Source organism: Sporichthya sp. (assembly GCF_013815995.1).
Taxonomy (GTDB): Bacteria; Actinomycetota; Actinomycetes; order Sporichthyales; family Sporichthyaceae; genus Sporichthya.
This window is the reverse complement of the sequence record NZ_JACDFE010000159.1, coordinates 1-11,042: the sequence shown is the minus strand read 5'-3', so window position 1 is coordinate 11,042 and position 11,042 is coordinate 1. Positions and strand designations below refer to the sequence as shown.

At 70.8% G+C, this 11,042-nt stretch carries 12 protein-coding genes; 2 read left to right on the top strand and 10 right to left on the bottom strand.

Annotated features, from left to right (window positions below):
• On the bottom strand, window positions 1–165 hold a 165-nt coding region (locus tag H0X00_RS16660), incomplete at its 3' end, for an SDR family NAD(P)-dependent oxidoreductase (protein ID WP_293772985.1).
• 88 nt (window positions 166–253) lie between these two features.
• Here H0X00_RS16660 and H0X00_RS16655 point away from each other — a divergent pair.
• Window positions 254–781 (top strand): MarR family transcriptional regulator, encoded by a 528-nt coding sequence (locus H0X00_RS16655; protein WP_293772983.1) that lies wholly within the window; start codon window positions 254–256, stop codon window positions 779–781.
• A 54-nt stretch (window positions 782–835) separates the two neighbouring features.
• Here the strand turns inward: H0X00_RS16655 and H0X00_RS16650 are convergent, their stop codons facing one another.
• The 8 genes from H0X00_RS16650 to H0X00_RS16615 all read right to left on the bottom strand — a co-directional run bounded on the left by H0X00_RS16650 (window position 836) and on the right by H0X00_RS16615 (window position 9,279).
• Entirely contained in the window at window positions 836–1,885 is a 1,050-nt protein-coding gene (locus H0X00_RS16650) for a phosphotransferase family protein (RefSeq protein WP_293772981.1), read from the bottom strand.
• Entirely contained in the window at window positions 1,882–3,000 is a 1,119-nt protein-coding gene (locus H0X00_RS16645; protein ID WP_293772979.1) for a hypothetical protein, read from the bottom strand. The genes H0X00_RS16650 and H0X00_RS16645 overlap by 4 nt, the downstream gene beginning before the upstream one ends.
• Complete coding sequence (locus tag H0X00_RS16640) at window positions 3,001–4,578, bottom strand: class I adenylate-forming enzyme family protein (RefSeq protein ID WP_293772977.1); 1,578 nt, start codon at window positions 4,576–4,578, stop codon at window positions 3,001–3,003.
• Between the two features lie 41 nt (window positions 4,579–4,619).
• Entirely contained in the window at window positions 4,620–5,408 is a 789-nt protein-coding gene (locus H0X00_RS16635; protein WP_293772975.1) for an enoyl-CoA hydratase/isomerase family protein, read from the bottom strand.
• Between the two features lie 38 nt (window positions 5,409–5,446).
• Window positions 5,447–6,433, bottom strand: coding sequence for an acyl-CoA dehydrogenase family protein (locus H0X00_RS16630; protein WP_293772972.1), 987 nt, complete (start codon window positions 6,431–6,433; stop codon window positions 5,447–5,449).
• Between the two features lie 13 nt (window positions 6,434–6,446).
• On the bottom strand, window positions 6,447–7,598 hold the full coding sequence (locus H0X00_RS16625) for an acyl-CoA dehydrogenase family protein (protein WP_293772969.1): 1,152 nt from the start codon (window positions 7,596–7,598) through the stop codon (window positions 6,447–6,449).
• Between the two features lie 77 nt (window positions 7,599–7,675).
• Window positions 7,676–8,875 (bottom strand): thiolase family protein, encoded by a 1,200-nt coding sequence (locus H0X00_RS16620; protein WP_293772968.1) that lies wholly within the window; start codon window positions 8,873–8,875, stop codon window positions 7,676–7,678.
• Window positions 8,872–9,279, bottom strand: a complete 408-nt coding sequence (locus tag H0X00_RS16615) for an OB-fold domain-containing protein (protein WP_293772967.1) — start codon at window positions 9,277–9,279, stop codon at window positions 8,872–8,874. The genes H0X00_RS16620 and H0X00_RS16615 overlap by 4 nt, the downstream gene beginning before the upstream one ends.
• A gap of 342 nt (window positions 9,280–9,621) precedes the next feature.
• Between H0X00_RS16615 and H0X00_RS16610 the strand changes: the two genes are divergently transcribed.
• A complete protein-coding gene (locus H0X00_RS16610) occupies window positions 9,622–10,362 on the top strand; it encodes a tyrosine-protein phosphatase (protein WP_293772966.1) in 741 nt (246 codons plus the stop codon).
• On the opposite strand, the gene H0X00_RS16605 is transcribed toward H0X00_RS16610, so the two are convergent.
• Window positions 10,359–11,042 (bottom strand): WS/DGAT domain-containing protein (locus H0X00_RS16605; protein WP_293772965.1); only part of this gene is annotated, 684 nt, incomplete at its 5' end. The two genes, H0X00_RS16610 and H0X00_RS16605, sit on opposite strands and share 4 nt — an antisense overlap.

Genomic DNA, 11,042 nt, shown 5'->3' with positions numbered 1-11,042 from the left:
GACCTCTTCCGCCGGGCCGGCTGCTGCACCGGTGCCGTCGTGGCCGCCGCCGAGGTCGTTGACGACCACCTTCGCGCCTTCGGCGGCGAGCAGCAGCGCATGCTCACGGCCGATCCCACGGCCGGCTCCGGTGACGATCGCGACGCGTCCGTCGAGGTGTCCCATGGTCGTGCTCCCTCAAACTCCGCCAGTAAATACTCTAGTCGTAAACTATTATGCCATAGACATTTCAGTACGCGATAAGCTGCGGCCCATGAGTGCGCAGCCCGCCACCGAGCCGGCCGGCGCCGCGCACACCCACTCCGACCCGGTCGACTGGGCCCGCCACTACTGGCGCAAGCAGAACCTCGGCACCGGCGAGGACGCCTTCATCGCGATGAGCTCCGTGCTGCGCTTCCACCGCCTGATGACGGTGGCCATCGAGGACGAGCTCAAGAAGCACGGCCTCAACCTGACCGACTACATGCTGCTGATGACGCTGGAGCTGTCCGAGACCGGTACCCGCCCGGTCTCCCGGCTGGCCCGCGGCCTGCTCGTGCACGCCACCACCGCGACCCTGGCCACCGACCGCCTCGAGGCGCGCAGCCTGCTCTCCCGCGGCCCGCACCCCTCGGACCGCCGCGCGACCCTGGTCACCATCTCCGACGCCGGTCGCGAACTGGTCCGCAAGGCCTCCGCCGCGTTGGGCGAGTTCGAGTACGGCCTGGCCGGCACCTCGACCGCTGACCGGGCCGAGCTGGTCGAGGTGCTCGCGCGCCTCCGCGCCGCCGCCGGCGACTGAGCGACCCCTTACGCCAGCGGGAGCGGTCGCTATAGCGACCGCTATCGCTGACGGCTACGCGATGTCGGCGTTGAGCTGGTCGATGAGGCGGTCTACCGGTGGGCGGGGGCCGGTGAGACCGGATTCGAGCTTGCGGATCGCGCGCAGCGCGATGACGGTGAGCTTGAAGACGGCGAACACCTGCCAGAACTTCACCCGCTCCGGCTCAAGCTCCGGGCCGCCCATGTCGACGTAGCGGGCGAGGAAGTCCTCGACGCTCCAGCCGGCCGGGAAGTGCTCGGTGCGGTAGATCGAGCAGGTGTACCAGCCGACGTCCTCCGCGGGGTCGCCGAGGTGGGCCATCTCCCAGTCCAGCAGCGCGCTGATCCGGCCGTCGTCGACGAGGATGTTGGCCGGCCGGAAGTCACCGTGCACCAGGCACAGGTACCCGGGCGCCTGCTGCAGATTGATCTGCAGCCAGTCCCGCGCGGGCTTCAGGCGCTGGTCGGGGTCGAGGCTCTCCCGGTCGACGGCGTAGTCCCACTTGTTGACCTCGGACATCACGGCGTCGTCCGGGTAGGGCATGACGAGGTCGAGGCTGGCCTCGGCCGGGTCCATCGCGTGCAGCTCGGCGAGCAGGCCGGCCATCGACCGGGCCAGATCGACCCGGCCTTCGGCGCCGAGCTTGAACGGATCCTTGTCGCGCAGCACGGCGCGGTCCGCTTCACCGCGGCTGCGCTCGAACACCAGCGTGCGGGTGTCGAAATAGCTCGGGGTCAGGTCGGACCACTGCAACATCGGGATCGGGATCTGGCCGCCGCGCATGGCGCTGAGCACGACGCTCTCCAGCGCCATGTTCGCCTCAACGATCCCGGAGGCCGGCTCCTGACGCAGGATCAGCTGACGCTTGACCCGCTTGGTGCCGTTGAACCAGCTCGCGGTGAACGCGAAGTGCTGCTGAGAACTGCCACCGGCGATCGGGACCACGTCGGATTCGAGCTGGGGACCGGCTTCGTCGTTGAGCTGGTCGCGCATGAAGTCCAGGATCTGCCCGCGCAGACCGCCCTCGGTGCCGGGGGTGGACTCGAAGATGTCCTCGTCCTCGAAGAGCTCGTTCTCGTTCATGACTCCCGCCGCGGCGGGAGAGCTTCTGGGTAGCGGTGGTAACCGGGGAGCACCATGTACTCGACGATGCCATAGCCGGTCTGACCGTTGTGCGTGACCTCGACCAGGTGATCGCTGCCGGCCTTCGCGTACCGGTAGATCTGGGCGGCGTCGGTCAGGTCCCAGACGTCGGACTCGGCCGTTTCGTCGCCGCGCCACTGGCCCTGGAACCACCCGTTCCAGCCCTCGTAGCCGCCGCCGCGCAGGTGCGCCCGGCCGGGCAGGGTGCGCAGCCCGAACTCCAGCGCGCGCCCGTCGGACAGGTGCAGGACGATGGTGCCGCCGGACAAAGCCGGGGCCGGGGCGCCGGCCACCCACTCCAGGTCGTGGTCGACGGCGACGATCGCCTCGGGCTCCGGGTCCTTCCCGAGCAGCGGGGTCAGCCCGGCACTGAGGTGCACCGCGCGGCCGCCGGGCGCCTCCTGCAGGTAGAGGTGCAGTCCGAAGTCGGGCAGCTGCAACGGGGCGAACAGCAGCATCCGCCACTCCGGCCGCTCCCCCGGCGGCATGCCGGGTGCCCGCGGCAGCGGCCGCGTCCCCCAGGAGTGGTCGCGCTCGCCCCACCAGGTGTCCTCGGTCAGGGTCGCGTCCAGCCCGGGCGCCTTCAGCGTCCCCGACGCGCGGCCGTGCTGGACGTAGCGGATCGCGTCGTAGGTGACCCGCGCCCGGCTGATCTGGAAGAAGCGGCCTTCCAGCAGCGGCTCGGTGCGGGCTCTCCAGTCGATGTCGAACGCGATACCGGTCTCGGCGTCGTCGCAGCGCAGCTTGAGGTGGCGCAGCGGCTCCACGACCTCGACGCGGAGCGGCCCGACGCTCATCTCGGTCGAGCGCGGCAACAGCGTGCGGGAGAGCCGCAGGTTGCGCTGGGTGCCGGCGTGGGAGAGCGCGACGAAGGCCTCCATCACGTCGGTGTTCGGGTACTTGCCGAGCCCGATGCTCAGCACGGTGTCGCCGCCGGCGACGTCCTGGACGCTGATCCAGTACCGCTCCCGCCAGCTGGGGTCGCTGCTCGCGACCATCGCGTGCGGCAGCGAGGTCTGGTGGGTGAAGTACTCGTCGGCCGGGGTCAGCTGCATTTACTCGCTCCGGACGAAGGTGGACTTGAGGGTCTTCTTGTCGATCTTCTCGCCCGCCAGGGTCGGCAGCGGCTCGGTGGTGATCGCCCACGCGGTCGGGACCTCGAAGTAGGCCAGCCGCGCGCGCAGGAACTCCCGCAGCTCGTCCTGGGTGGGGGCCGGGCCGGTGTGCACCCCGACGGCCGCCAGCTCCTCGCCGAGGTCGTCGTGCGGAATCCCGAACACGGCGGCCTCCACGATCTGAGGGTGAGTCAGCATCGTGGACTCGACATGTGCGCAGGCGATGTTCTCCCCGCCGCGGATCACGATGTCCTTGGCCCGTCCGGTCAGGTAGAGGTAACCGTCGGCGTCCAGGCGGCCGAGGTCGCCGGTGCGCAGCCAGCCCTCGGCGTCGACCCCTTCCAGGGTGCCGTCGGCGCCGAGGTAGCCGAGCATCATCGTCGGAGCGCGCACCACCACCTCGCCGACACCGTCCGGGCCGGGGTCGGCGATCCGGATCTCGGCGCACGAGGCGGCCGGCCCGACCGTGCCCGGACGCTCGGCCAGGTCGGCGGCACCGGCCGAGGCCATGAAGCCGCCGGACTCGGTCATCCCCCAGGTGTTGCCCAGTCCTCCGCGCTTGAGTTGGGGCAGCCGCTCGACGAGGCGCTCCAGCAGCGCCGGCGGCACCGGGGCGCCGCCGAACGGCAGCGCGCGCAGCGAACTCACGTCACGCCTGGTGAAGTCCGGGTGCTCGATCAACCGGGAGGCCATGGTCGGGACGCCGGCGAAGCTCTGGACGCCCTCGGCCTCGATCAGCTCGAGGACCTGCCCGGGGTCGAACTTGCCGGCGTTGAACACCAGCTTGGTCCCGGTGAGCAGCGCGAGCACGATGTTGCCGATGCCGCCGACGTGGAACAGCGGGGTGCACACCATGGCCACGGCCTGCGGGCGGGACGGGTCGAGGTCCTGAGGCAGCCGCCGGGTGCGTGCCATCGTGTTGTGCTGGTTGGCGATCACCGAGCGGCGGGACAGCACCACGGCCTTGGGCACCCCGGCGCTGCCGGAGGTGAACAGGATCAGCGCGGGGGCGTCCTCGTCGTCGGCCCGCGCGCAGGGCCGGTCCTCGCTGGTTCCGAACACCGGGCTCAGGTCGCCGAGCTGACGCACCGTCACTCCTGACGGAGCCCAGTCCGCGCGGTCGGTCAGCGCGAGCACCGGCTTCGTGAGCCCGAGCGCGTGTTCCAGTTCGGTCTCGCTCCACCACCGGTTGCCGAACACCGGCACCGCGCCGAGCCACCACAGGCCCCAGAGCGCGAGCACGAACTCTGGGGAGTTGTAGGACAGCAGCAGCACCCGATCGCCGGGCCGGACCCCGGCCCGCTCCAGCAGTCCCGCGGCGGCCGGGATGGCCGCGTGGAACTCGCCGTGGGTGATCCGCCGGTCGGCCTGGACCAGGAACTCCCGGTCCGCCCACCGGTCCGCGCCGGCCAGCAGGTGGTCGAACTCGGTCGGCCGCGGCTCGAACGCCAGCCCCGGATGCCCGTTGACCGTGGCCGGCCCGAACTCGGTCCCCCACAGAGCCCCAAGGGATGACATCCGTTGCGACTCCGCTGCGGATGACATCCGTTGCGAGGGGGTCATTTGCCGGTCCACGTGCCGGGGCGTCCTTCCTTGAAGGCGGTCACGGCTTCCAGGACGTCGGCGGAGCGGTTGGAGATCGCCTCGTTGGCGAAGCCGACGTCGAGCAGTTCGTCGACGCGGGCGGCGAGGCCGGCGTTCAGCGTCGCCTTGGTCAGCTGCACCGCGATCGGGGGCAGGGCGGCCACGCGGGCGGCCAGGTCGAAGGCGACGTCGCGGACCTTGTCCGGCGAGTCCACGAGATCGGAGACCAGGCCGAGCTCGAAGGCCTCCTGGCCGGTGAGCGGCTCGCCCCAGAGCAGGTGGCGCTTGGCCTTGATCAGCGGCAGGTTCACCGGCCAGCTGATCGCGCCGCCGTCGCCGGCCACGAGCGCCATGTGCACGTGCGGGTCGGACAGCCGTGCCGTCGGGGTGGTGACGATCGCATCCGCGAGCAGGACCAGCGAGGTCGCGACACCGAAGGTGTGCCCGTGCAGGGCGACCACCAGCGGTTTGGCGAACCCGGCGAAGGTCCGGTACAGCTCCTTGCCGCGCGCGATCCCGGCGTCCAGGTGGGCGGGGTCGGAGTGCGAGGCGAGGATCTCGTCGGTGTCGCCACCGGCGGAGAAGTGCTTGCCCGCCGAGGTCCACACCACGGCGCGCACGGCGGGGTCGTCGCCCAACGATTGCAGCGCCGGGCCGAGCTCGCCGAGCAGCACCTCATCGAAACGGTTGAGCAGCTCGGGACGGGTCAGCCGGAGTTCACCGACACCGTCCACCACCTCGACGCTCAGCGCCGTCGGGCTCATGGTTTGCCTTTCCCGCTCAGTTTCCCGGTCAGAAGAGCTCAGAGTGCGGCGAGGTCGGGCAGCCGCCCGGACTCGACGATCGAGGCGCCGATCTCGGTCCGCAGTGTCGTCGCGCCGCCGAGCAGGGCCTCCAGCACCAGCGCGCGGCGCAGGTACCAGTGGAACTCATGCTCCCAGCTGAAGCCCATGCCGCCCAACAGCTGCTGCACGTGCTCGCGCGCGGTGGCGACGTAGCGGACCGCGGCGGACTTCGCGAGCGCCGCGGCGAGCATCGCATTCTCCCCGGAACCCGTTGTTGGATCGTGCGCAGTGTCCTCCCAGGCCGCGGCAGCCGCCAGGTCGGCGACCTCACCCCAGACCCGGACGTCGGCCAGCTTGTGCCGGACCACCTGGAACGAGGACAGCTTCTGGCCGAACTGCTCGCGGGTCGTGGTGTGCTCGACGGCGAGGGTGAGCATTTTGTCGCCGATGCCGAGCAGCTCAGCGGCGAGAGCGCGCCGGCCGGAGGCGAGCAGCGCCGGCCAGCTGTTCACGTCCCCGACCGGGGTCGAAGCGGTCGCGTTGACGATGCCGGAGAGCCGGGTCCACGGACGCCGGGAGTCGAGCACGTCGGCCGGGGTCTGGGTCAGCTCACCGATCGCGACCTCGACCAGGCGCAGGCCGTCGACCGCCGCGCACGGGATCAGCACGACGTCGGACGGCTGCAGCGGCCGGGTGAGCAGGCCCTGCACCCGGACCTGGCCGTGGCCGTAGGTGCTGCCGGGTTCGGTGCGCGGCGGCACCGGGAAGGCCACCGCCACGGCGGTTGCGCCAGGAATGGCGTCGAGCAGCACCTCGTCGAGCAGCGACTCGGCGGTCAGGTGCTCGCCCTGCAACCGGAAGAGCAGGTCGACCGCGACCGCGGGGTCCTCGGCCATCAGCTCAGCCCAGCCGAACTGGCCGAGGGCGGCGCGCAGATCGCCCGGATGGGCGAGCACCAGGTCGGACAGGGCCTCGCGCATCAGGGCCAGCTCGGAACGCTCCATCACCGCTCCGCCTTCATCGTTCTCGGGGCAGGCGCAGGATGCGGCCGGCGATGATGTCGCGCTGGATCTCCGCGGCCCCGCCGTAGATGGAGGAGGCCCGCGAGTACAGGTAGTCGTTGCGCCAGGCATCGGCGTCCGGGCCACTTTCGAGGAGCAGCGTCGGGCCGAGGTACTCCAGCGCGGTGGCGAACAGGAACTTCTCGGCGGTCGACATCAGCAGCTTGTCGAACGAGGGCGTCGCGCCGATGTCCTCGCCGCGAGAGAGCGCGTGCACCGTGCGCCGGGACAGCAGCCGCAGCGAGTGGATCAACTCGAAGGCCTCGCCGGCGACCGATGCGGGCAGGCCGGGGGCCTGGCGCAACAGGTCCTGCAGCCGGCAGCGCATCCAGGTCTGGCGCTGCCACGCGGCGGCGCCGCGCTCGGAGGCGAGGATCGTCATCGCGATCGCCCAGCCGCCGTCGACCTCACCGAGGGTGCGCGAGCGCGGCACGCGGACGTCGTCGAGGTAGAGCGAGCAGAACTCGGCGTCGCCGTTCATGGAGGTCAGCGGCCGCAGGTCGATGCCTGGGGTGTCCATGTCGAGCATGACGGCGGTGATACCGCGGAAGCCGGAGTCCTTCGCGCCGGTGCGGGCCAGCAGCACGCACCGGTCGGCGACCTGGGCCCAGCTGGTCCAGACCTTCTCGCCGCTCAGCACCCAGTCGTCGCCGTCGGCGACCATCCGGCACTGCAGTGACGCCAGGTCAGATCCGGCGCCGGGCTCGGAGAAGCCCTGGCACCAGTACTCCTCGCCGCGCAGCAGCCGGGGCATCAGTTCCAGTGCCAGCTCGCGCGGCGCGTAGCGCGCCACCGCCGGACCGAGCACCTCCTGCGTGCCGAAGGAAAACGGCGGCGGGTAGCCGGCGGCGCACAGTTCCTCGACCACCACGGCGCGAAGGATCATCTCCCCGCCGAGGCCGCCGACCTCCTCGGGCCAGCCGAGGCGGATCCAGCCGGACTCGAACAGCAGCCGCTGCAGCTCGCCCTGGGCAGTGAACGTCGCGGTGACGTCCTTGCCCGGCGCGCAGAGTTCCTGCAGCCGCTCGGTGTTCTCGTGCAGCCACACCCCGAACTGCTCGCGGACCTCCGCGAGCGTTCCGGGCACGGCACCGGCCATGAGGGTCATCCGTTAGTGGTCTGCCTGTGAAATGCGGCGGATGTGCGCCTGGGCGCACGCCGTCAGTTCATTGTGTAGACAGACCATTAGGACGCGCGCTTCTCAAGGATGTGCACGCCGCAGGCCGAGGCGAGGCCGATGACGTGCGCCAGGCCGACCTTGGCGCCCTCGATCTGGCGGGCCCCGGCTTCGCCGCGCAGGTGCGTGACGATCTCGAAGACGTTCGCGACCCCGGTCGCGCCGAGCGGGTGTCCCTTGGAGAGCAGACCGCCGGAGACGTTCACCGGAATGCGCCCGTCGCGGTACGGGGCGCCGGAGTCGATGAACTGCCCGGCGGCACCGGGCTCGCAGAGCCGCAGGTTGTCGTAATGCAGCAGCTCGGCGGTGGCGAAGCAGTCGTGCAGTTCGACCAGGGACAGGTCCTCCGGGCCGATGCCGGCCTTGGCGTAGGCCTGGTCGGCGGCGTTGCGGGTCAGGGTGTTGATGTCGGCCTGGACCTGGCCGCCGTCGACGTAGGGGTCGGAGGTGAGCACCGACGCCGACACCTTGACTGCGCGCCGGCGCACGTCCGGGTCGAGGGTGGCCAGCTTGGCGTCCGAGCAGAGGAGGACCGCCGCGGCCCCGTCACCGGTCGGGCAGCACATGGGCAGGGTGTTCGGCCAGGAGATGACCTCGGCTCCGAGGATCTCCTCCATGCTGAACTCCTTCTGGTACTGCGCCAGCGGGTTGAGCGTCGAGTGCAGGTGGTTCTTGTGCGCGACCCGGGCGAACTGAGTCTGCGTCACCCCGTGCGTGAGGGCGTACTCGGTGCCGGCCTGCGCGAAGACGCCCGGCATCAGGTTGGTGCCGAACAGGCCCTCGGCCTTGACCACGCCGCCGCGGCGGCCCTTGGGCGCGAAGATCTTCTTCTCGTCCCGCTTCTTGCCACCGCCGAGCATGCCCATCTTGCCCATCTGCTCGACGCCGACCGCGAGGCCGATGTCGGATTCGCCGGCCAGGATGGACATCACCGCGACCCGGATCGCGGTGGCGCCGGTCGCGCAGGCGTTGACCACGTTGTAGACGGGGATGCCGGTCTGGCCCATGGCCTGCTGCAGGCGCTGGCCGTTGTGGCTGGTCGCCTCGTAGAGGTTGCCCATCGCCAGGATGTTGACCGCGGCGAGGTCGAGGTCGGCGTCCTTGAGCGCGCCGGTGGTCGCCTCGACCGCGAGGTCCATCAGGTCCTTCTCGGGGAAGCGGCCGAACCGCGTCATGGACGTCCCGATGACCCACACGTTGTTACTCATGCCCCCACCACCTCGCTGTGCCCAACTGGTTCGAAGGCAAAGGCCACGGCCTCGGTCCCTTCGTCGTCGACCCCGGCCACGAACGTGTACAGCCGCACCTTGGTCTCCGGCTTGATCTGTGCCGGGTCGTCCATCCCGCGGAGGTTGGCCTTGACGGTGACGCCCTCACCGAGGTCGACCACCACCGAGGTGAACGGCTGCTTGGCGCCCCGCTCAACCCGGGTGAAGGCCGTGATGACGCCCTCGGTCGCCAGCGGCGAGCGGGAGAAGGAGGTCGCGAAGCAGCGCGCGCAGGCGTTGCGGCGGTCGAAGTAGGCCGCCGAGCAGGCGACGCACCGCCAGGCTTGCAGGTGCGGTTGGTCGCCGAGGACCAAATAGTCCACGGCAGGGATCTGGACGGCCACGGGGAGCTCCGATCGAGGGCTCTGGCAGCGACAATTTCGTCGTCTACTGGATGATAGATTACTAGAGTACTTTCGGTGCGAGGGCAAGGGAGCCGGGAATGCCGTCCGCCACTTTCCGCGCCACCAACGGCTCCGTGGGGCTGGCCTGGGGAGCGGTTCGGGCCCGGCACCGGCGAGCCGTTGTTGCTGGTCATGGGCTTCGCGGTGCAGCGCCAGTTCTGGCCGGACGGGCTTTGTGAGCAGCTCGCGCCTGGTTCTGCACGGCGGGATGGGCCACGATCTGCCCCAGGCCCTGTGGCCCGCGATCACGACCGACATCGCACGACTGGCAGGAGTGGCGGCATGAACGTCGAGCGGGGCCTGACCTTCGAGCGACTGTTCAACGTCCGCGACCTCGGTGGGCTGACCACCGTCGACGGCCGGACAGTGCGCCGCGGCCGGTTCTTCCGGATGGACGACCCGACCGCGGCCACGCCGGCCGACGTCGACGTCCTCCGCGCCCTGGGCGTCCGCGGCGTGGTCGACCTGCGCACCGACGACGAGGTGACCCAACGCGGCTCGGCGGCCTGGGACGAACTGAAGGTCCGTCAGGTCCGGTGCTCGGTGATGAACTTCGCGCCGCCGGTCGAGAACTACCCCCGGTACATCGAGCCAGAGTTCTGCGCGACCGAGTACCAGCGCTACATGGACGAGCCGGAGATCGCCCGCGCGCTCTGGCGGGGCCTGGCCGAGCTGTCGACCGAACCGCTCGCCGTCCACTGCGCGTCCGGCCGGGACCGCACCGGCGTCGTCTCCGCTCTGGTCCTCGCCTGCCTCGATGTCGAGCGCGAGCAGATCATTCACGACTACTCGATCAGCGCCCCCGGGATGGAGCGGCTGATGGCGTACTTCGCGGAACACGTCCCCCACCTGGTCCCTCCGACCGAGGGCCACCGCCGCTCGTTCCTGGCCACCCCGCCGGAGTGCATGGCCGCGTTCCTGGAGGCGGTCGACGGGCGCTGGGGCGGTGTCGCGGGCTACCTCGCCGAGCACGGCCTGGAGGCCGAGGCGGACACCCTCCGCGCGAATCTGCTCGAGAACTAGACCGCCGCGACCAACGCGGCAAGCTCAGACTGCAGCAGCGCCGCGAGACGCTTTACCTCCAGCCCGAGGTCGGCGTCGGCCAGCACCCCGACGTGCAGGCGGCCCTCATAGCCGAACATCGTGACGTTGAGGCGCTCCGTCACCTGCGAGAGCGGGTGGTAGGCCGTGATCGGCACGCCCGCACAGGCCAGCGGCACCCGTGGTCCGGGCACGGTGGACAGCATCAGGTTGAACGGCCGCAGCCGGGACAGCAGACCGAGGCGCGCAGACAGTCCGACGCCGGGCCCGGCCAGCAGCGGGATGGCCAGCGCGGTCAGGTCGGTCATCGTGGTCGCCGGTAGCGAGCCGTGGGCGGCGCGGGCGGCGGCGATGTTCGCCGCGGTGGCCTTGGCCCGTTCCACCGGGTCGGCGACATCGGTGGGCAGCGCGGCGACCAGAAGCGTGAACACGTTGCCCGCCTCCGCACCGTCGGCGCGCAGCGACATCGGCACCGCGGCCAGCAACGGCTCGACCGGCAACGCACCGGCCTCGCCCAGCCAGAGCCGCAGCGCGCCCGCGGTCACCGCGACGGCGACGTCGTTGACCGAGAGCCCCAGCGCCGCGCGGACCTTGCGGATCTCGGACAGCTCCAGCGTGGTCAAGACCAACGACCGGTGCGGGCCGAGCGGGCCATCCATCGG

Excerpts from the sequence above, each read along its gene's own strand:
- H0X00_RS16625 (WP_293772969.1), bottom strand. The coding sequence starts at position 7,598 with ATGACCCTCATGGCCGGTGCCGTGCCCGGAACGCTCGCGGAGGTCCGC.
- H0X00_RS16645 (WP_293772979.1), bottom strand. The coding sequence starts at position 3,000 with ATGCAGCTGACCCCGGCCGACGAGTACTTCACCCACCAGACCTCGCTG.
- H0X00_RS16650 (WP_293772981.1), bottom strand. The coding sequence starts at position 1,885 with ATGAACGAGAACGAGCTCTTCGAGGACGAGGACATCTTCGAGTCCACC.
- H0X00_RS16620 (WP_293772968.1), bottom strand. The coding sequence starts at position 8,875 with ATGAGTAACAACGTGTGGGTCATCGGGACGTCCATGACGCGGTTCGGC.
- H0X00_RS16610 (WP_293772966.1), top strand. The coding sequence starts at position 9,622 with ATGAACGTCGAGCGGGGCCTGACCTTCGAGCGACTGTTCAACGTCCGC.
- H0X00_RS16630 (WP_293772972.1), bottom strand. The coding sequence starts at position 6,433 with ATGGAGCGTTCCGAGCTGGCCCTGATGCGCGAGGCCCTGTCCGACCTG.
- H0X00_RS16655 (WP_293772983.1), top strand. The coding sequence starts at position 254 with ATGAGTGCGCAGCCCGCCACCGAGCCGGCCGGCGCCGCGCACACCCAC.
- H0X00_RS16635 (WP_293772975.1), bottom strand. The coding sequence starts at position 5,408 with ATGAGCCCGACGGCGCTGAGCGTCGAGGTGGTGGACGGTGTCGGTGAA.
- H0X00_RS16640 (WP_293772977.1), bottom strand. The coding sequence starts at position 4,578 with ATGTCATCCCTTGGGGCTCTGTGGGGGACCGAGTTCGGGCCGGCCACG.